Source organism: Brevibacterium sp. 1718 (assembly GCF_051131255.1).
Lineage (GTDB): Bacteria > Actinomycetota > Actinomycetes > Actinomycetales > Brevibacteriaceae > Brevibacterium > Brevibacterium sediminis.
In genome coordinates, this window is record NZ_CP186550.1 from 43,274 (window position 1) to 63,343 (window position 20,070).

The 20,070-nt window shown below is 65.4% G+C and carries 17 protein-coding genes and 1 tRNA gene; 9 read left to right on the forward strand and 9 right to left on the reverse strand.

The genetic code is table 11. The features are described from left to right. Window positions 1-71 precede the first annotated feature (71 nt). Together argS and ACOZ9V_RS00195 are read left to right on the forward strand one after the other, a co-directional pair. Window positions 72-1,811, forward strand: coding sequence for an arginine--tRNA ligase (gene argS, locus ACOZ9V_RS00190; RefSeq protein ID WP_181271204.1), 1,740 nt, complete (start codon window positions 72-74; stop codon window positions 1,809-1,811). Further along, entirely contained in the window at window positions 1,808-3,094 is a 1,287-nt protein-coding gene (locus ACOZ9V_RS00195; RefSeq protein ID WP_308423771.1) for an MFS transporter, read from the forward strand. Before argS ends, ACOZ9V_RS00195 begins: the two co-directional genes overlap by 4 nt. 204 nt (window positions 3,095-3,298) lie before the next feature. On the opposite strand, the gene ACOZ9V_RS00200 is transcribed toward ACOZ9V_RS00195, so the two are convergent. After that, complete coding sequence (locus tag ACOZ9V_RS00200) at window positions 3,299-4,039, reverse strand: hypothetical protein (RefSeq protein WP_229664020.1); 741 nt, start codon at window positions 4,037-4,039, stop codon at window positions 3,299-3,301. Between the two features lie 175 nt (window positions 4,040-4,214). On the opposite strand from ACOZ9V_RS00200, the gene ACOZ9V_RS00205 reads away from it, so the two are divergent. Continuing rightward, window positions 4,215-4,757 carry a peptidylprolyl isomerase gene (locus tag ACOZ9V_RS00205; protein ID WP_139467639.1) on the forward strand — a complete coding sequence of 181 codons (543 nt, stop codon included), beginning with the start codon at window positions 4,215-4,217 and terminating at the stop codon, window positions 4,755-4,757. A gap of 38 nt (window positions 4,758-4,795) precedes the next feature. Continuing rightward, complete coding sequence (locus ACOZ9V_RS00210) at window positions 4,796-5,497, forward strand: rhomboid family intramembrane serine protease (RefSeq protein ID WP_181271203.1); 702 nt, start codon at window positions 4,796-4,798, stop codon at window positions 5,495-5,497. 431 nt (window positions 5,498-5,928) lie between these two features. Here ACOZ9V_RS00210 and ACOZ9V_RS00215 read toward each other — a convergent pair whose 3' ends face one another. Continuing rightward, entirely contained in the window at window positions 5,929-6,651 is a 723-nt protein-coding gene (locus tag ACOZ9V_RS00215; RefSeq protein WP_181271202.1) for a cell division protein CrgA, read from the reverse strand. A 264-nt stretch (window positions 6,652-6,915) separates the two neighbouring features. On the opposite strand from ACOZ9V_RS00215, the gene ACOZ9V_RS00220 reads away from it, so the two are divergent. The 4 genes from ACOZ9V_RS00220 to ACOZ9V_RS00235 all read left to right on the forward strand — a co-directional run bounded on the left by ACOZ9V_RS00220 (window position 6,916) and on the right by ACOZ9V_RS00235 (window position 9,543). After that, on the forward strand, window positions 6,916-8,061 hold the full coding sequence (locus ACOZ9V_RS00220; RefSeq protein ID WP_229664021.1) for a class E sortase: 1,146 nt from the start codon (window positions 6,916-6,918) through the stop codon (window positions 8,059-8,061). 1 nt (window position 8,062) lies between these two features. Further along, complete coding sequence (locus tag ACOZ9V_RS00225) at window positions 8,063-8,230, forward strand: hypothetical protein (protein ID WP_167443994.1); 168 nt, start codon at window positions 8,063-8,065, stop codon at window positions 8,228-8,230. Then, window positions 8,227-8,871, forward strand: a complete 645-nt coding sequence (locus ACOZ9V_RS00230; RefSeq protein ID WP_181271201.1) for an anthranilate synthase component II — start codon at window positions 8,227-8,229, stop codon at window positions 8,869-8,871. Before ACOZ9V_RS00225 ends, ACOZ9V_RS00230 begins: the two co-directional genes overlap by 4 nt. A 159-nt stretch (window positions 8,872-9,030) precedes the next feature. Beyond that, window positions 9,031-9,543: a GyrI-like domain-containing protein gene (locus ACOZ9V_RS00235; RefSeq protein WP_139467643.1), complete on the forward strand. Its 513-nt coding sequence runs from the start codon at window positions 9,031-9,033 to the stop codon at window positions 9,541-9,543. A 91-nt stretch (window positions 9,544-9,634) separates the two neighbouring features. Here the strand turns inward: ACOZ9V_RS00235 and pknB are convergent, their stop codons facing one another. The 7 genes from pknB to ACOZ9V_RS00270 all read right to left on the reverse strand — a co-directional run bounded on the left by pknB (window position 9,635) and on the right by ACOZ9V_RS00270 (window position 19,307). Continuing rightward, window positions 9,635-11,524 carry a Stk1 family PASTA domain-containing Ser/Thr kinase gene (gene pknB / locus ACOZ9V_RS00240; RefSeq protein ID WP_181271200.1) on the reverse strand — a complete coding sequence of 630 codons (1,890 nt, stop codon included), beginning with the start codon at window positions 11,522-11,524 and terminating at the stop codon, window positions 9,635-9,637. Window positions 11,525-11,641: 117 nt separating this feature from the next. Beyond that, window positions 11,642-13,462, reverse strand: a complete 1,821-nt coding sequence (locus ACOZ9V_RS00245; RefSeq protein WP_181271199.1) for a protein kinase domain-containing protein — start codon at window positions 13,460-13,462, stop codon at window positions 11,642-11,644. Further along, window positions 13,459-14,928: a peptidoglycan D,D-transpeptidase FtsI family protein gene (locus ACOZ9V_RS00250; RefSeq protein WP_139909578.1), complete on the reverse strand. Its 1,470-nt coding sequence runs from the start codon at window positions 14,926-14,928 to the stop codon at window positions 13,459-13,461. The genes ACOZ9V_RS00245 and ACOZ9V_RS00250 overlap by 4 nt, the downstream gene beginning before the upstream one ends. Further along, on the reverse strand, window positions 14,925-16,520 hold the full coding sequence (locus ACOZ9V_RS00255) for an FtsW/RodA/SpoVE family cell cycle protein (protein WP_181271198.1): 1,596 nt from the start codon (window positions 16,518-16,520) through the stop codon (window positions 14,925-14,927). The genes ACOZ9V_RS00250 and ACOZ9V_RS00255 overlap by 4 nt, the downstream gene beginning before the upstream one ends. Further along, on the reverse strand, window positions 16,520-17,944 hold the full coding sequence (locus ACOZ9V_RS00260) for a protein phosphatase 2C domain-containing protein (protein ID WP_181271197.1): 1,425 nt from the start codon (window positions 17,942-17,944) through the stop codon (window positions 16,520-16,522). The genes ACOZ9V_RS00255 and ACOZ9V_RS00260 overlap by 1 nt, the downstream gene beginning before the upstream one ends. Then, entirely contained in the window at window positions 17,941-18,450 is a 510-nt protein-coding gene (locus tag ACOZ9V_RS00265) for an FHA domain-containing protein FhaB/FipA (RefSeq protein ID WP_181271196.1), read from the reverse strand. Before ACOZ9V_RS00265 ends, ACOZ9V_RS00260 begins: the two co-directional genes overlap by 4 nt. After that, the gene (locus ACOZ9V_RS00270) at window positions 18,447-19,307 is read right to left on the reverse strand and encodes a DUF3662 and FHA domain-containing protein (protein WP_181271195.1); all 861 of its coding nucleotides are present in this window, start codon (window positions 19,305-19,307) and stop codon (window positions 18,447-18,449) included. The genes ACOZ9V_RS00265 and ACOZ9V_RS00270 overlap by 4 nt, the downstream gene beginning before the upstream one ends. A gap of 547 nt (window positions 19,308-19,854) precedes the next feature. On the opposite strand from ACOZ9V_RS00270, the gene ACOZ9V_RS00275 reads away from it, so the two are divergent. Beyond that, a tRNA-Leu gene (locus ACOZ9V_RS00275) sits at window positions 19,855-19,938 on the forward strand. The last annotated feature ends 132 nt before the right edge of the window (window positions 19,939-20,070 follow it).

Genomic DNA, 20,070 nt, shown 5'->3' on the forward strand with positions numbered 1-20,070 from the left:
GCTCGACAGTGCGGCGACCGCGGGCCGGAACCGATGCCCAGGCAACTTGCACCCGGCAATAGAATGGGCACATGCCATCTCTGACTTCTGTGCTCACGGACCGTTTCGCCGCCGCCCTCACCCAGGCCTTCGGTGAGGACTTCGCCGGACGTGACCCCGTCATCCGCAGCAGCCAGTTCGCAGACTTCCAGGCCAATGTGGCCCTGCCGCTGGCCAAGGAGCTGAAGTCGAAGCCGCGCGATATCGCCGCACAGATCGTCGAGAACCTCGACCTCGAGGGCGTGTGCGAGGCACCGGAGATCTCCGGACCCGGGTTCATCAACCTCACCTTCACCCCGGAGTTCCTCGCCTCCACCCTCGAAGCGGGGGGCGCCGCAGCGGCACCGGAAAACGATGCCCCGCAGACCGTGGCCATCGACTACTCGGCCCCGAATGTGGCCAAGGAGATGCACGTCGGGCACCTGCGGACCACCGTCGTCGGCGACGCCCTGGCCCGCACCCACGAGTTCCTCGGCAACACGGTCATCCGCCAGAACCACATCGGCGACTGGGGTACCCCCTTCGGCATGCTCATCGAGCACCTCCTCGATGTGGGAGTCGACTCCGACGAGGCCTCCGAAGTGTCCGAGAACCCGAACGCCTTCTACCAGGCGGCCCGGGCGAAGTTCGACTCCGATGAAGCCTTCGCCACACGCTCCCGGTCCCGCGTCGTCAAACTCCAGGGCGGCGACGAAGAGACCCTGGGCCTGTGGACGACGCTCGTCGGCTACTCCCGCGAGTACTTCAACCGCATCTACTCCCTCCTCGACGTCACCCTCACCGACGCCGACCTCGCCGGAGAGTCCACCTACAACGACATGCTCGCCGAGGTCTGCGACGAGCTCGAGGCGAAGGGCCTGGCCACGATCTCCGATGGAGCGCTGTGCGTGTTCCCCGAAGGCTTCACCGGTCGTGAGGGCGAACCCCTGCCGCTCATCATCCGCAAGTCCGACGGCGGCTACGGCTACGCCACGACCGACCTCGCGGCCGTCCGCAACCGGGCGATCAACCTCGGTGTGAACCGGGCGCTCTACGTCGTCGGCACCCCGCAGGCCATGCACTTCGAAATGGTCTTCACCGTCGCCCGCGCGGCCGGCTGGCTGCCGGAGACCTTCAGCCCCGAACACGTGAAGATCGGCAATGTGCTCGGATCCGACGGCAAGATCCTGCGCACCCGTTCCGGTGCCCCGCTGCGCCTGGCCGAACTCCTCGAAGAGGCCGTGACCCGGGCGAAGACGACTCTGGCAGAATCACACGTGGACTTCGGCCCCGAGGAGGCCGATGAGGTTGCGCGCATCGTCGGCATCGGTGCGGTCAAGTACGCCGACCTCTCCGTCGCCCACGACACCTCGTACACCTTCGACCTCGACCGAATGCTCGCCCCCATCGGCAACACCGCCCCGTACCTTCAGTACGCCGGTGCCCGCATCCGTTCGATCGGACGCAGGGCCGAGGCCGAAGGCGTCAATGCCTCCCAGGTCGCGAACGCTGCGATCAGTCTCGGAGAGACGGCCGAGCGTGAGCTGGCCCTGTCGATCCTCGGCTTCGCCGATGTGGTCACCGAGGTGGCCGCCGGGTCGACGCCCCACCGCCTGTGCACCTACCTGTTCGATCTCGCCCAGGCCTTCACCTCGTTCTACGAGCAGTGCCCGGTGCTCATCGCCGAGACCGAAGAGCTGCGCGACTCCCGTCTGCGGCTCTCGGCGATCGTGCTCGAGGTCCTCCAGGCCGGTCTCGGGGTGCTCGGCATCCGCGTTCCCGAGCGGATGTGAGTTCACCTCACCTGCCCTCCGCGAAGAGGATGCTGCCCTGGATCGTTCTGGGCATCGTCATCCTCGCCCTCAACCTGCGCACCCCGATCATCGCGCCGACGGCGATCCTGCCCGACATCCAGGAGGGCACGAGATTCAGCGCGGCCGGACTCGGTCTGCTCACCGGACTGCCGGTTCTGCTGTTTGCGCTGGCCACGCCGCTGGCGGGGAAGTTCATCACCCGCCTCGGGGCCGAAGCCACGGTTCTCGCCTGTCTGTCCGGTGTCCTGCTGGGCACAGTTCTGCGGTCGGTCGGCCCTCCCTGGCTCGTGCTCGTGGGCACCGGCATCATCGGGCTCGCGATCACCCTGGGCAATATCGTCGTGCCCGTCATCATCCGTCGCGAGGTCCCGTGGGAACAGGTGTCGATGGTCACCGGCCTGTACTCGGCGATGATGAACGTCGGGTCGATGGCCACCCTCATCGGCACGGGCCCACTGGCCGCGGCGTTCGGTTGGCGGTGGGCCCTGGCCGCCTGGGGCGTTCTCGCCCTGGCCGGGCTCGGTTTCTGGATGGTGCTCATCCGCGTGCGCGTGCGCCGCGAGGGGGAGGCCGCCCGCGCTGCCGCGGAGGCCGTCGATTCCACTGACCCTTCCCTCGCCGAGGCGGCCGCCCCCGCTGCGAAGCAGTCGTGGGCCGAGGCTCCCGCCTCCTTCCGAGTGATCATCGCCCTGCTCATCATCACGTTCTCCGGGCAGTCGACTGCCTACTACGTGACGACGACCTGGCTGCCGAGCTACCTCGGCGACACGATCGGGCTCGCCCCGACCGCCGCCGGAGGCACGGCGTCCCTGTTCCAGATCGCGGCGATCCTCGGCGCCTTCGGAGTGCCGCTGTTGGCCGTGAAGACGAAGCCGTGGGTGCCCGTGGCGATCGTCGCAGTCCTCTGGCTGTCGCTGCCCGTGGGTCTGCTGGCAGCACCCGGTTCGTACTGGCTGTGGGCGACCACCGGCGGCATCGCCCAGGGCGGCGGGTTCACCGCGATCTTCTCGATCATCGCCCGCACCGCCGGCAGCGACGCCCAGACCGCGTCAGCATCGGCGCGCGTGCAGTTCGGCGGCTACCTCGCAGCGACCTTGGCTCCGCCGTTCGCCGGTTGGCTCAACACCGCGACCGGCGGGTGGACGGCACCGCTGCTGCTCATCCTCACCGCAACCCTCGCATTCACGATCACCGGTCTCGTGGCCGCCCGCCGTGCCGGAGGCTTCCCCCGCGGTGGGCGCGAGGTCCTCGACCCCGAATAGGCTTGCCCTCCCTAATTACTACCTGACGGCGGCCCAGCAACCTCGCGCCAGGTTGCTGGGCCGCCGTCAGGTAGCAATAAGGAGTCGGCGCGCACAGAAACACCGAGGCGGCCCACCGTAACGGTGGGCCGCCTCGGTGACGGTCATGCGAATCCGTGGATTCGCCTGGTGACTGAACAGCGTCACTGATCAGTCGTCAGTGACTCAGTGCTTGGCGTCGGAGCCTTCGGCAGGCTTGACGGCCGGCTTCGGTGCGGGGACCTCGTCCGCGGCCTCAGCCTTGGTCGAGGGCACAGCGGTCTGCGAGACCTCGGTGGCCGCGGCCTGGCGCGAAGCCGGGGTCGAACCGACCGGACGGGCATCGGCGGGACGGTTGTTCGGCAGCGGGGTCGACCAGGGATCCTCGACCGGCTGGGCCTTCTTCCACACGTAGTAGCCGATTCCGGCGGCCGAACCGATGACGAGGGTCCACACAAGTGCGGCCTTTCCGCCACCGGACTTGCGGGCGGTGTCCTTCTCGATGCGCTTGCCGGCGTTGGCGAGAGCCTTGCGTGCCTTCTTCATGGCCTTCTTGTCACCGGTGAGGCGGACAGCCAGGTCATCGATGAGCTTCGGGGTCTCGGCAGCGGACAGCGAAGTCGCGGCGTTCGATGCGAACTTGCCGGCGCGTTCGGTGGCTTCGGGGCGGTAGGACTCGAGCTTGTCGGCCCAGTCGTGGACCCGATCATTGGCCTTGTCGGCGAGAGCTTCGACCTGCGGACGCGCCTTCTCAGCGAACTCTTCGGCCTTGCCGGCCAGCGCCTCGACCTGGGGGCGAGCCTTGTCTGCGGCCTCACGCAGCTTAGGGGCCGCGTTCTCGCTGGCATCTGCCAGGACTCGGAGCGACGTCTGCTTCGCGGAATCGAGCTTCGAAGTGAGCTGATCTCGAGTGGGCTTCTTCGACATAAACAGTTCCCAATCCTTAGATGTCGGTGGTCAGGTGATCATTGACCAGTCTACGGCCTAGGGGCAACCCTGTGGACAGCGGATGTCATCGAATTGTCTGCGGATCGCCTGACAGGTTGGGCAATGGACCTGGTGCGAAACTGCATTCGCCGCCTCGGCGTGGAAGAATGAAGGCATGACTACAGCTTCGACACATACCGCAGTCCTGCACACCAACCACGGTGACATCACCATCAACCTCTTCGGCAATCATGCTCCGAAGACCGTGGCCAACTTCGTCGAACTCGCCCAGGGTGAGCGTGAGTTCACCGATCCCTCGACCGGCGAGCCGACCAAGCGCCCGTTCTTCGACGGACTCGGCTTCCACCGCATCATCTCGAACTTCATGATCCAGGGCGGCTGCCCGCTGGGCACCGGCACCGGCGGACCCGGCTACACCTTCGACGACGAGATCCACCCCGAACTGCAGTTCGACCGCAAGTACCTGCTGGCCATGGCCAATGCCGGCAAGCAGATGGGACGCGGCACCAACGGCTCGCAGTTCTTCATCACCACCGCCGAGACCCCTTGGCTCAACGGCAAGCACACCATCTTCGGGGAGGTTGCCGATGAAGCCTCGCAGCGGGTCGTCGACGAGATCGAGGGTGTGCGCACCGCTGCGATGGACAAGCCGGTCGAGCCGGTCGTCATCGAGAAGGTCGACGTCACCGCGAAGTGAGTCACTGTCCGTAGAGGACCACTGAGTACCATGGTGTGATGGACACACCTGAGGAGGGCTCGGCACGGGAAACCGGCCGGGCCCTCTCTGCATCCCCGCCGCTGATCACCCGCATACTCCTCATCGTCACCATCGTGGCGTTCCTCGCGGAGCTCATTCCCGGCCTCGACCTGCTGCGCCGACTGAGCTTCGTTCCCGCACTCACGATCGAACAGCCGTGGCGGGTGCTCACGGTCGCCCTCGTCCACGAGGAGCCCTCACCGTTCCATCTGCTGGCGAACATGATCGGACTGTTCTTCTTCGGATCCTTCGTCGAGCGGGCGCTGGGGCATTGGAAGTTCCTGGCCGTCTACATCATCGGCACTGCGGGTGGTTCGGCCATGGTGCTCCTGCTGGCCGATCCCCTCGGCGTCGATTGGGTGACGCATCATATCGGTGCTTCGGGTGCGGTGTTCGCGATCGTCGGTGTCCTCTTGGCCCCGACCCGTCGGCTCGACCGGAACATCGCCGGGGTGCTCGTGTTCGTGGCGCTCAACTTCGGCTATGGATTCCTCGTCGCGGGCGTGTCCTGGGAGTCCCACCTCGGCGGTCTGCTCACCGGGTTCGTGCTCGGGTGTGCGGGGCTGCTCGGGCCACAGCGCTCACGGACGCTCGTGTTCACGTCGACCGCGGTCGGTCTGGTGGTGCTCCTGGCGGCCGGCGGAGCGTGGAAGCTGGCCGGCCTCTCAGCCCTGCCCTGAGCTAGGAGCTCGAATTCCGAACTCGGCTGAGGCCCTGGACTCAGTCGCAGAGTGCGACGTTTTCGTCTGCTGGGCGAAGTCGCACAGGCGCTATCAGGCTTTTACCAGACAAAAGCCGTTTTGTGTGCACTCTGCAGTGGAAAATTCTTTGTCCACAAGCTCTATCCACAACGTGGATAACTTACACCTGTGTGTTTAGCCTGGTCAGAGGCTTAAATTAAGTTTTCCACAAGCGACGCACCCGGCTTGGGTATAACTCGGCGCTTGTGGATTGTCGATGCCGGGGCGCCGTTGCCGGTGCGAGCGGGGCGCCGCTGCTGGTGCGAGCGTGGACCGGTGAATGCAGATTGCCTGGTCGATCCGCGGTGATTCCGAGCTCAGAATCACCGCGGATCGACCAGACAATCGTCAGCGATTGCGGCCGGGGTCGGCTACCGCCAGCGTGTGGACATGATCAGACCCGCCACGAAGAAGGCGAAGCCGATGAGGATGTTCCAGTTGCCCCACGCTTCGACGGGGAGAGCGCCCTGGGTGATGTAGAAGGTGACGAGCCAGATCAGACCGATGAGCAGGAGGCCGATGAGGACCGGCAGGAACCAGCTCGGGTTCGGTTTGATGGTCTGCTGGCCCGAGGTCGAGGTGTAGCTCGCCGTCTTGCGACCCTGGGGGCGCTTGGCGGGATTGCCCGACCGGGCCGTGCGCTTGGCGGCCGCACCTTTCGAGCCGGTTGTCTTGGAGGCCGATGATTTGGAATCAGAGGCCTTCGATCCTGAGGTCTTGGAGTCCGAGGTCTTCGACGACTTCGCATCCTTGGCCGACTTCGCATCCTTGGCCGAGTCGGACTTCGTGGCCGACTTCTCGTCCGTCGACGCCTTGTCCTTCTTCCCGGCGGCCGCGGTCGCTGAGTCCTTCGCGGAAGCCTTCTCGGAGTCCTCTGCGTCCTCATCCGAGGAATCGTCCTTCAGGTCATCCGCAGCAGACTCCGTCGCATCCGACTCGGTGTCGGCAGCTTCGGCGACATCGGTGTCGAGCGATTCGGTCTCGAGTTCCTCGATCTCGGTCGCTTCGACCGTTTCTGCGGATTCGGCCTGCTTCGCCTTGGCCGCCGACGAAGTGCGAGAAGTGCGCTGGGGGCGTCCTTTGGACTTGGCCACAAGTACTCCTTTGTCGGCCGACCGTCGTTGGGGTCGCCGAATGAATGGTTGGGGACGATCGCAGACCAGTCTACTCGGGGCGGGGGTCACAGTGAAAAACTCCGACTACCCTGAAAGCGCCCCGAGCGCGCCCCGGACGATGATTCTCATAGGATAAAGTGCATAGGGGTGTCCCCGCCTGTCTTCTTCGACGGCCCCCGACAATGCAGTGACAGTCACGGAGCAGAAGTGGTGAATAGTTCCTCCTCGGGTAACGAGCCGGGCGTGAATCCGCCCTCGCGACCCACTATCCGTCCTGCTCAGAGACGGCAGGCTCCATCTGACTACGGTGACCAGCAGCTCGGTCACTCCGCCGATCAGTCTGCAGGTGGTTCCGGTGCCGGCGGCGATCAGCCGCTGCCCAGCCGACGCGAGCTGCGACGCAGGGAAGCCGAAGCCGCTGCGGCCCAGGGCGAACCGACCGCCGTCTACTCCGACGCCCCGCCCGTCTACGAACAGCCCCATTCGACGCACGCTCAGGCCACCCAGGCCATGCCCGCGGTCCCGCAGGGTCACGGTGGACCGCAGACGCATGGCCACCTCGGCGAAGATCAACACCAACCTCAGGCCGCACCTCAACCGCAGGGCCGGCCTCAGACCCGCCGTCAGCGGCGACGTCAGCCCGTGGAGAAGGAACCGCTCGGTCCGATCCGCGGGACCGTGCGCACCTTCGGCGAACTGTGCATCACGGCCGGTCTCGTCCTCATCCTCTTCGTCGTCTGGCAGCTGTGGTGGACGGACATCCAGGCCAACCGCGACAACGAAGTGCTCGCCGACGAACTCACTCAGGACTGGGCGAACCAGGATCCGAACGAGCTGCCCGATGACCCGGACGAGCCCGTGGTCTCCGATCCCGTGGGCAAGAACGAGGCCTTCGGCATCTTCTACATCCCGCGCTTCGGCGACGACTACTACCGCACCGTCGCCGAGGGCGTCGATCTCGAACCCGTGCTCAACCGGATGGGCGTGGGCCGCTACCCGAACTCGGCGATGCCGGGCGAAGTCGGGAACTTCTCCATCGCCGGCCACCGCGTGACCTACGGCAAGCCGCTCAACCAGATCGCGAACCTGCGCCCGGGCGATGAGATCATCGTCCAGACGAAGGACGGCTTCTACACCTACACCTTCCGCAACTTCGACATCATCCTCCCCGACGCCGTCGAAGTGCTCTCGCCCGTGCCCGACGCACCCGACTTCAAGGGCAAGGACCGGATCCTGACGATGACGGCCTGCAACCCGATGTTCTCCGCCCGGGAACGCTACGTCGCCTACGCCGAACTCACGGACTGGACGCCGGCCAGCGACGGAGCACCGGACAACATCAAGGACTCGAAGGCCTATGACAAGGTCAGCAAGAACGGCGGTGCCTGATATGTACGCATTCATCTGGCGGATCCTCCCGGGCAACTGGGTGGTCAAGCTCATCCTCGCCCTCATCCTCATCGCGGCGGTCGTCCTCCTGCTCATGCAGTACGTCTTCCCCGTGATCGCCCCGTACATGCCCTTCAACAACGCCACAGTGACCGAAGGCGGACAATGACAAAGATCCTCGTCATCGACAACTATGACAGCTTCGTCTACACGCTCGTGTCCTATCTGCGTGAGCTCGGCGCGGATGTTGACGTCGTCCGCAACGACGACATCTCCGCCTCCGCGATCGCGGAGACCGTGAGCACCTACGACGGCGTGCTCCTGTCCCCGGGCCCCGGCGTGCCCGCTGAGTCCGGGGTCTGCCCGCCCCTTCTGTCCTGGGCGGAGACAGCTGGCATGCCCGTGTTCGGCGTCTGCCTGGGCCATCAGGCACTCGGCGAGGTGTTCGGCGCCGAGGTCACCCATTCTCCCGTGCTCATGCACGGCAAGACCTCGGTCATCACCCACGACGGCGAAGGCATCTTCTTCGGCTGCCCGAGTCCGCTGACAGTTACCCGCTACCATTCGCTGGCGATCGTCGACGAGACCCTCGACCTCGAGAAGTTCGCCGTCACCGCCCGCACCGACGACGGCATCGTCATGGCCATCGAACACCGGGAGAAGCCCATGTTCGGCGTCCAGTTCCACCCCGAGTCCGTGCTCACAGAACACGGATACCTCATGCTCGGCAACTGGCTCGAGGTGTGCGGTCTCGAAGGCGCCGCCCAGGCGGCGGCAGGCATGTCGCCGCTGGCGACCGCGATCGCCTGAGAATTCCCGCCGATCCCTGTTCTCAGGGTTCTCGCCGAGGCGGCTCATCGTTATGATCGTGAGCACAGTGATCCCTGTGCTCAGATGATCCGAATCCGCGCCGGGATCCGTGCATGGCCTCAGGAGCCGTGCACTGCCGACGAACAGGAGACACCGACGATGTCAGAACCGACCTATCTGCGCGACGAACCGTTCACCGAACTCACCGTCATCGAGGTCCCTGCCACTCCGGCGGCGGTCGTCGAGGCGCGTGAAGTGCACATGTCAGACCTGCCGGAACTCTTCGATGCCACGTTCTCCGGTCTCTTCCCCGTGCTCTCCGAAGCGGGCCTCGAACCCGCGGGACCGGCCTTCGCCCTCTACACTCGACAGCCGAGCGAAACGGTGGATCTGCAGGTCGGGATCCCCACCTCGGCGGGGCTGACGAATGCGCAGCCGATCGCCGGCGGTCATATCGTCATCCCCGCGGAGCTGCCCGGCGGCTCCATGGCCGTGCGCAGCCACCTCGGCGGATACGATGGCCTCGGGGAATCCTGGGCGCAGCTGCTCAAGGACGCGGTGGCGGCCGGGCATCGTCCGGGACTGCCGTTCATCGAACTCTATGTCACCGAACCCAGCCCCGAGGCGGATCCCGCCGATATGCGCACCGATCTGTTCCTCACCTTGGAGTGAGGAACGGCGTCACCGACGTCCACAGACACACACCGGAGACGACAGCGGCCGGGTCAGTCGATGACTGACCCGGCCGCTGTGCGCTGAGAGCTCAGTTGCCGATGATGCCTTCGGACCAGTTGTCGAAGAGCCCTCCGCCCATCGAATCCTTGTCCTTCTTGTCCTTATCGCCTTCGTCTCCGTTGTCTCCGCCGTCGTCGCCGGGAGCGGTCGGGATTCCACCGGGGACCGACGGGATCGACGGCGACGGCTCCGGCTCCGGTGGCTTCTTGGCCACCTTCACGGTGATCTCCGAGCCCTGCTTGACGTCGCTTCCGCCGGTCGCGGACTGTTCGAAGACCTTCTTCTCATCGTGGTCAGCGGTCTCGACCTCTTCGGTCTTGCACTTGAGCTGGTACTCATCGCCCTCGAGGGTCTTGCAGGCCTCCTCGGCGCTCTGGCCGGTGACATCGGGGACCTCGACCATGCCAGAGGATACGACGAGATCGACATTCGAATCGACGTCGACTTCCTGACCGTCGCCGGGTTTGGTCTCGATGACGACGCCCTTCTCAACGTCCGGGGAATTCTGGGGGATATGGGTGCCGGCCTGCAGCTTCGCGTCGTTGATGATCTTCCGCGCCTCCTCCTCGGTCTTGCCGGAGACGTCGGGGACCTTCACGGACTCGGGGCCCGAGGAGATGATCAGCTTGACGACGCTGTCCTTCTCCACGGTCTGACCGCCCGGCGGGTCGGTTTCGATCGCCTTGCCCTCATCGACCTCTGCGCTGTATTTCTCGTCGCGGTCGACTCGCAGGCCCTGTTGGATGAGCGCGGATTCGGCCTCATCGGCGTCCATGTTCGCCACATCCGTGACCTGAACCTCGATGACCTCCGGCGGCTTGTTGATCTCGTACACCCACAGGGCCACGGCGGCCAGGGCGAGGAGGACGAAGATGCTGCCGATCCAGACCCAGGCGCGCGACCGCTTCTGCGGAGGACGCTCCTCCTGATTGGTCATGATCGCCGATACCGGCCCGGTTTCGGGAGTGGGCTCGGCCTCGTTGGCATGAGCCATCGGAGCGGTCATGGGCGGGGCCATCATCGGATACGCCTGCGTGGCCTCGACATCGTCCTCGAAGCTCATGGGACGGCCGTCGCGGGCGGCGAGCACGTCCTCGCGGAAGGTGTAGGCGTCCTGGTAGCGGGCGTCGCGGTCCTTGAGCAGAGCGTGGAGGAGGAGCCGGTCGACGGCCGGTGGGATGTTCGAGTTATAGAAGCTCGGCGGCTGCGGAGTCTCTCCCACGTGCTGGTAGGCCACGGCCAACTGGGAATCGCCGACGAACGGGGGACGACCGACCAGCAGCTCGTAGAGCAGGCAGGCGGTCGAGTACAGGTCGGAACGGGCGTCGACGACTTCGCCGCGGGCCTGCTCGGGGGAGAGGTACTGGGCGGTGCCCACCACCGACTGGGTCTGCGTCAGTCCCGAATTGTCCTTGAGCGCCCGGGCGATGCCGAAGTCCATGACCTTGATGTCACCCTCAGGGGTGAGCATGACGTTCGCGGGTTTGATGTCGCGGTGGACGATGCCGTTGCGGTGGGAGTATTCGAGCGGAGCCAGGACCCCGGCGATGACGTTGAGTGCCTCGTCGACGGTGAGTGTGCCGTGCTCATTGAGGACTTCGCGCAGGGTCTGGCCCTCGACGTATTCCATGACGATGAACGGAACGGACACCGACGAGCCGCCGGATTCGACGAATTCCTCTTCACCCGAATCGTAGACGGAGACGATTCCGGGATGGTTGAGACCGGCCGCGGACTGGGCCTCGCGCTTGAGGCGGGTGTGGAACGACGGATCGCGGGCGAGATCGGAGCGCAGAAGTTTGATGGCCACGCGACGGCCGAGACGATTGTCGACGCCCTCATGCACTTCTGCCATGCCCCCACGGCCGAGGAGCGCACGAACTTCGTAACGCCCCGACAGCACCTTGGGTTCACTCATGTATGTCCTCCGCTTGTCTCACCCGAGCTTCAGGCTTCATTCTCACCTGAACCGGGTCGAGTTTCAGTATCTCAAACTCTTCGCTTCTCGTAATCGCTGCTCTGTATCGATCACTGTCTAGTCATTGCCGTTGTTTCCGTTCTGGTTGCCGCCGGCCTCCGAGCTGCTCGCCGAGCCGGAATTACTGCCCGCTCCGTTATTGCCGCTGTTCGGGTTGGAGCCGCCGGAGGTGTCGGCCGAATCGCCGGAGCTCGCGGTATCCGACTCGCCTGACGTGTCCGTCGACGATGAGGAGTCCGATTCGCTCGAGGTCTCGGAGTCCGACGACGAACTCGACGAGCTCGAGGAGTCCTGATCGGAGGACGAGCCGTTGTCACCGGAGTTCGAACCCTGATCCTGCGAATCGGATGAGGAACCGGAATCCGAGCTCGACTCCGAGTCATTGCCCAGACCCGAATCGGATCCGGAGTCCGAGGCCGGCTCTTCGGGCTGCTCGGCGGGGCCGGCGGAGATGTAGAGGGTCACGGTGTCACCCTCTTCGAAGGTGTAACCGTTGTCGCCCTCGCCGACGTCCGCAACGGTTCCGGCTGCCCGGTCCGAGTTGATGTCGGTCGTCTCGACCTCGAGTCCCTTGTTCTCGAGGTTCTGCGTCGCCGAGGATTCCGTGAGTCCGATGTAATCGTTCTTATCGATCTCGATCGTCTTCGCCGCCTCCGAGGTGGGCGCCGAGGTCGATGGCTCCGGTTCGGGTTCGGCATTGCCTCCGCCGAGGAAGAACCACAGCAGGGAACCGACCGCGATGAGGGCGATGATCGCAAGGATCCAGATGAGGACCCGGCCCTTGTTCGACTGCTTGTCCTTCTCCAGATCCTGATTCTGCGGATCGTTGGGATCGATCTGTCCCGTATTCGCCGCAGCTGCTCCGGCACCGGCGGCACCAGCGCCGACGATTCCGGAGGCGGCACCGTTCGGGTACACCTGGGTCGCATCGTTCGAGGAGGTGACGGGCAGGGTCTTCGTCGTGGCTGCCGGCTCCGGGTTGTTGAAGACCTGGGTCAGAGCTTCGGACGCCGCGGCTCCGTGGCGCATCTGCGGCACGAGCTCCTCGGCCCCGGCGATGTCCCCGGCCGAGAGCGCCTCGGCGGCCTTAGCGACCTTGAACGCGTCCGAGGGACGGCGTTCGGGCTTCTTCTCCAGCAGGCAGTCGACGAAGCGGCGCAGCGGTTCGGAGACCGTGTCCGGCAGCGGCGGATGCTGCTGATTGACCTGGGCGATGGCGATGGCCACCTGCGAGTCTCCGGTGAAGGGACGCTGACCGGCCAGGGCCTCATAGGCGATGATGCCCAGTGCATAGAGGTCGGAACCAGGTCCCGAACCCTTTCCGGTGGCCTGTTCGGGGGCGAGGTACTGGGCGGTGCCCATGACCTGCCCGGTCTTCGTCAGCGGTGCCTGATCGGTGACTCGGGCGATGCCGAAGTCCGTGATCTTGACCCGGAAGTCCGGGGTCATGAGGATGTTGCCGGGCTTGATGTCACGGTGGATGACGCCCACCTTGTGTGCGGCACCGAGGGCCTGAGCGGCCTGCGTGACGATGGAGAGCGTATCGGTCTCGGACAGGGGAGCACTGCGCTCGATGATGGCCGACAGAGCCTCACCGGGCACGTATTCCATGACGAGGTAGGGCGAACCCTGCTCGTCACCGTAGTCGTAGACGCCGGCGATTCCCGGGTCGGAGACTCGGCCCATGTTCTGGGCTTCGGCACGGAACCGGGCGAGGAAGGTCGATTCGGAGAGGTACTCGTCCTTGAGGATCTTCGCCGCGACCTCGCGGCCGAGCACGGAGTCCACACCCTTCCAGACCTCGCCCATGCCGCCGACGGCGATGCGGGAGGTGAGTTTGTAACGGTTGCCCAACAGGGTGCCTTCGACGGGTCTCATTTCTCGACCACCGCTTCCATCATGTTCTTCGCGATCGGCCCTGCGACCGTCGCACCATAAGCTTCGTTGCCCGCGTTTCCACCGTTCTCGACTACGACCGCGACCGCGACCTGAGGGTCGTCGGCGGGGGCGAAGGAGATGAACCAGGCATGGGGTGCCGCGCCCTTGGCGTGCTGGGCGGTGCCGGTCTTCGCTGCGACCTTCGTGTCGCCCATCTTCGCCACCGAGGCGGTGCCGTTCTCGACCACACCGGTCATCATGTCGGTGAGCTTGTCGGCCGTATCTCCGGACACGGGCCGGGACATCTGGCTCGGGCGGGTCTCGGAGATCGGCTCGAGGGTGTTCGCATTGAGCACCCTGTCGACGAGCTGGGGCTTCATCATCTTGCCGCCGTTGGCGATTCCTGCGGTCATCATCGCCATCTGCAGCGGAGTCGACCTGACTTCGTACTGACCGAGCGAGGACTGAGCCAGCTGCGGCGGATTGAGGTCGGACGGGAACGAGGACGGGGTGACATTGAGAGGGATCTCGAGATCCTCGCCGAAGCCGAACTTCTCGGCCTGCTTCGCGATTGCGTCTTCTCCGAGATCCATTCCCAAGGAGGCGAATGAGGTGTTGCAGGATTCGGCCAGCGAATCGGCCAGGGTCGGCTTGCCCCCGTTGCGGCAGGCACCGGGATGCGAGTTGCCGATCGTCGCCGTCGTCTGCGGCAGATCGAGCGTGGCGGGTCCGTTGAGCTGGGAATCGGGCTCGTAGTCGCCGGATTCCAGGGCGGCCGCGGCGACGAGGACCTTGAACGTCGAGCCGGGCGGGTACAGGTTGCCGCCGATAGCGCGGTTGTAGGCGGGCTTTCCGTCGGCGGCTTCGAGGTTCTTGAAGGCTTGGCTGGCTTCGGTCGAGTCGTGGCTGGCCAGAGCATTGGGGTCCCAGCCCGGGGTCGAGGCCATGGCCAGGATCTTCCCGGTCTTCGGGTCGAGAGCCACGGCGGCGCCGTTCTGGTTGCCCAGACCGTCCCACGCAGCCTGCTGCACCTTCGGGTCGATCGTCAGCTCGACGGCGGCGCCGCGCGGCTGCTCACCGGTGAAGAAGCTGCCGACCTTGTCATAGAACAGGGCGTCGGAATCGCCGGAGAGGTAATCGCCGGAGGCGCGCTCCATCCCCGAGGCGCCGGACACGACGGAATAGTAGCCGGTCAGCGAGGCGTAGGCGCGCGGATCGAGGTTGTCCGAACCGTATTTGCGCTGGTACTTGTACTTGTCGTCGACGGGTTCCGAATAGGCGATCGGTGTGCCGTCGACGAGGATCGGACCGCGATCACGAGCCAGCTGGTCGAGAATCCGCCGGTTGTTCAGCGGATTGTTGTTCAGCGAATCCGCAGTTACGTACTGCACCCAGCTCGTCGACCCGAACAGGAGCGCGAACATGACGAATCCGACGACGGCGATATGCGTCAATGGCTTCTTCATCGTTCACCTCCAGTGGGTCGTTGGTCGGTGGCATCGGTGTCGTTCGGTGCCTGGCCGCGGGGCCGTGCGCCCGCGGGTGGCAGATTCGTGGTCGGGGCTTCGTCGTCGAACACGCGGGAATCCGCTGGCGGCAGGTTCGTCGTGGGGGCATCCTCGTCGACGGTGCGCGCCGAGGCGGCCGTGTCGTTGGCGTGAGCACCCGCGGGAACGGGTTCGGGATCCTCGGTGATTCTGAGCACTCCGGTGTGGAATTCCTCCACGGGGCGCCTGGCATTGTCCGAGATCCGCAGCAGCAGGCCGACGATCATCCAGTTCGCGATGAGCGAGGAACCGCCCTGTGCGAGGAACGGCGTGGTCAGACCCGTCAGCGGGATGAGGCGCGTGACGCCGCCGACGACGACGAAGACCTGCAGGGCGATCGTGAACGACAGGCCCGTGGCCAGCAGAGTGCCGAAGCCGTCACGCAGCTGCTGAGCGGTGCGGATTCCGCGCTGGAAGATGAACAGGTAGCACAGCAGGATGACGAAGAGCCCGGCCAGGCCGATCTCCTCACCGAAGGCTGCGTAGATGAAGTCGGACTCCGCGAAGGGCACCATATTTGGGCGTCCTTCGCCTAAACCGGTGCCGATGAGTCCACCATTGGACATGCCGAACAGACCCTGCACGAGTTGGTACGACCCACCGACTTCTTTGTTATAGACCTCGGGAGTCAGAGCATTGAGCCAGCCATCGATGCGCTGCTGGACGTGCGTGAAGTAGAGGCTGGCGAGGACCGCTCCGGCTGCGAAGAAGCCGAGACCGAGGATGATCCACGAGGCCTTGGAGGTGGCCACATACAGCATCGCGACGAATAGTCCGAAGAAGAGCAGCGAGGTGCCGAGGTCGCGTTCGAAGACGAGCACACCGACACTGGCAACCCAGGCGGTCACAATCGGCCCCAAGTCACGCAGGCGCGGCCATTGGATGCCAAGGAACTTCTTTCCGGCCGCGACTAGCTGATCCTTGTAGCTGACCAGGTAGCCGGCGAAGAATATAGTCAGCAGAATCTTCGAGACCTCGCCGGGCTGGAATGACCCGAAGAGCGGAACCTTGATCCAGATCCTCGCCCCGTAGTGTTCAGAACCGAGGCCGGGCACTAGGGGCAGAAGCAGCAGGACAAGACCAGCCATCCCGGAGATGTACGTGTATCGCCTCAGCAGGCGGTGGTCTTTCAGGAAGATGACGATCAGGCCGGCCAGGACGACGCCCAGAGATGTCCAGATGAGCTGAGTCATGCCTGAACCGAGGTACTCATCGCGGCCGAGGTCGACGCGGTAGATCATAGCCAGGCCGAGGCCGTTGAGCAGCACCGCGATCGGCACGAGCACCGGATCGGCGTATTTCGCCTTGATCCAGACGACGATGTGTATGGCGATGCCGAGCACGGCCAGCCATGCGGCATAACCGTAGACGTTGGCCGGGATCGTGCCTTCGACGCCGAGTCCAACCAGGGCGTAAGAGCTAGTGGCAACGACAATAGCCAGGATCAGGAGACCGAGCTCGGCCAACCGGTAGGTTCTGGGGCGCGCGGTCTGCGAGGGAGCCTGGTTCATCACTGCGACTCCCGGGTGATGGCGTCACTGGGGTCGGCAGACTTCGAATCCGGAGGTGAGGGGGCCGGGTCGCTCGGACTCGTCGAGTCCTCGACATCGCCGGACATGCCGGAGGAGCGATCGGATTCCTTGCGCAGATTGTCGATGATGCGATCGGCCTCATCGCGTGACCCGGCGGGAATCGATCCGCGCAGACGGTCCTGGGAGTAGCTGTTGAGGCTGCCGACCTCGATGTCCGTGGTGTCGACGAGGCGGCTGAGTTCGATGGGCCCGAGCGTCGTGTCGAGACCGCGGTAGAGGGAGACCTTGCCGTCGTCGTCGGCGACATAGTACTGGTGGCTGACGTAGTTAAAGGCGAAGAATCCGCCGACGGCCAGCGCGACGATCACGATGGCGGTGATGATCCATCCGAGGTAGGACCTTTTCTCGTCCTCATCGTCGAGGTCGGCCTCCTCGTCTGCCGCGGTGTTCGTCCGCAGCTGCTGAGTGGTTCCGTCCCGTGCTTCGACGTCCTCGCCGTCCACGGTCTGGATCGGGGCGGTGTCGGCGGACACGTCATCCTCGGCGAAGGTCGCATGGGCTTCGGTGTCCACGGCCGCCTCGGCATCAGGGTTCGCACCGATCGCGGCGTAGCGGGGGTTGAGGTGGACGGAGCCGACGGACACGCCTTCGGTGGTCTCGACTTCGCCTTCGAGGACATCGCCGACGACGACGGTGACATTGTCGGCTCCGCCCCCGGCCAGCGCCAGGTCGATGAGCTGACGGCAGGCCTCGTCGGGGTCGGCCACTTCTTTGAGCACGCGGGTGATGTCGTCGATATCGGCGAATCCGGTCAGACCGTCCGAGCACAGCATCCAACGGTCGCCGACCTGGGCCTCACGCAGGGACAGGTCGAGGTCGGGGGAGGCCCCGACGTCGCCGAGGACCTTCATCACGACCGAGCGCTGCGGGTGGGTCTCGGCCTCCTCAGCGGTGATCCGGCCCTCATCCACGAGCATCTGCACGAACGTGTGGTCGTGGGTGATCGGCTGGAGTCTGTCGTCGCGGAGCACATAGCCGCGGGAGTCGCCGATATGGGCGAGAGCGAAGCGATTGCCGGGGGCGCGCAGCACCGCGGTGACGGTGGTGCCCATTCCGGCGAGTTCGGGCTGCTCGCCGACGCCGCGGCAGATGCGGTCATTGGCCTCGAGGATCGAGGTCCGCAGGATTTCGAGGGCGTCCTCGCCTCCGGGCTCGTGATCGAGTTCGGCCAAGCGGGACACGGTGATCGCCGAGGCGACGTCTCCGCCGGCGTGACCGCCCATTCCGTCGGCGATGAGCAGGAAATTGGGTCCCGCGTAGCCGGAGTCCTGGTTGTTCTTACGAACCAGCCCGGTATGAGACCGGGCTGCCGAACGGAGAGTGATGGTACCGCCGGTCGTCACGATTGGGTCTCCAGGGTCGTATGTCCGATGGTGATCCGGGTGCCGATGGCCAACTGGATGGGCCCGGTCATGCGCGAGCCGTCGACGATGGTGCCGTTCGTCGACCCGAGGTCTTCGAGCATCCAGGCTCCGTTCTTCGCCGAGATCCGCGCATGATGGCTGGAAGCGAAGTCGTCATTGATGATGATCGTGTTGTCGGGGGCTCGGCCGAAGGTCACTGGCGCTCCCGAGAGCATCAGCGTCTGCCCGGCCAAGGGGCCGTCGGTGATGCGGATGGTGCCCGGATGGGCGTGGGCGACCGGGGCGGCCGCCGGACGAGGTGCGGGAGCCGGACGCGACGGTGGCGGCGGGGCGGACTTGGAGCCGCCTCGGCGAGCTTTCGTTCCGGCGCGGGCCTTCCGGGGGCCGAAGATGTCGCGGCGGAGGACTCCAGCGACTCCGAGGACGAAGAGCCAGAGGATGACGAAGAATGCCAACCGGAAGACGGTGACGGTGAATTCGCTCACTGGGCATCCCGCTCGTTGTAGTGGACCTCGGCCTCTCCGGCGAGGAGGACATCACCGTCGGACAGGGTCGCCGATGTCAGTTTGCGTCCGTGCAGAAGCGTGCCGTTCGTCGAACCGAGGTCATTGGCCACGGCACGGTCGCCTTCGACGACGATCTCGAAGTGACGTCGTGAGACGCCGGGATCGTCGATGACGAAGTCCGAACTCGACGAGGATCGGCCGAAGGTGTTCGTGCCCTGGCGCAGCATCTGCGTGCGACCGTCGATGGTGACGCTGGCTTCGATTGAGCGCGCGGGTGCGGGCCGGGCGGCAGGGTTCGGTCGCGAGGTCGCGGCGGGGGTCGGAGCCGAACGGGCAGGTTCGGGGGTGCGGCGCGGGGTCGCGGGCCGGGAACCGGAGTTCGGGGACTCGCCGACGATCGGATTCGCCCGTGAGATCGGGTCGTAGCCGCCGCGGTTGGCCGGCTGAGCGGCGGGGGATCCGTCGGGGCGCTGAGTCGAGGACACGACGCGGTACATTCCCGTGTCGAGGTCGTCGGCGAGAGCGAATTCGACGGAGACGGGACCGACGAAGCTGTAGGCCTGTTCGACGGCGTGGTCGCCGACGACCTGGCGCAGATCGGAGCGCAGTTCGGACTCGAGGCCGGAGAGTCGGTCGTGGTCGGTCTGCGAGAGCTCGATGACGTAGTGGTTGGCCGTCAGAGTGCGACCGCGGGAGACCACGGCGGCTTTGTTGTCGGCCTCACGGCGCAGGGCTCCGGCGAGCTCGACGGGTTCGACCTGGGATCTGAAAGCCTTGGCGAAGGCGCCGTTGACGACGTTCTCCAGCCCCTTCTCGAAGCGATCGAGTAACCCCATGGCACCTCCTCATCAGGTGTTGCCGTTGCCGGACGAACTCTTCGCCTAGCGTCTTTGAGTGCTCTGACCAGGTGGTCCTGATCACGTGCACTCTGGGCACATCAACACCCAATCCTAACGCGGTGAGGCTCTCAACTCACGTCACGCGTGTTCGCGGGGCGGAGCTGTGCCGGGATTCCCTGCGCGCGTCCAGGGAAGATCGAGGCAGTGCACGCGGTGCCGGTGGGTCTGTGTGCGGGGCGAGCGTGTGTGGCCGCGCAGGGTGAGTGCGGGGCGAGCGGGTGGGGCCGTGTGCGGCGAGGGCGGGCGCTGGGAAGGCTGAGGACGTGGGGCTGCGAGGGTCGAGCGCGTTTGACTGCAAAGGGCGAAGATGAGTGGCCGCGTGGAATGCGCGATGAGTGACCGTGCGGAATGGACGTGGTCCGCGCGGGCGACACAGCGTGAGTGACCGCGCGGGGCGAAAATGTGAAGGTGGACACGTTTGCCTCGATTCGGCTTCCTCGGTTTTCAGTTTCGCCGTCTCCGATGCTAGAGTTTTACCTTGTTCGCGCGAGTGGCGGAATTGGTAGACGCGCTGGCTTCAGGTGCCAGTGGCCGCAAGGTCGTGGGGGTTCAAGTCCCCCCTCGCGCACGGCGAACGAGAAGCCCCTCACCGGGTCCCGTCAGGGTCAAGGTGAGGGGCTTCTTCGTGCCTGCGGTCGGTTGAAAACTCGCGAAAGGCCCAGTTTGAGTTGAGCAGCCCAGTTTCAAACATGGGCTGTTC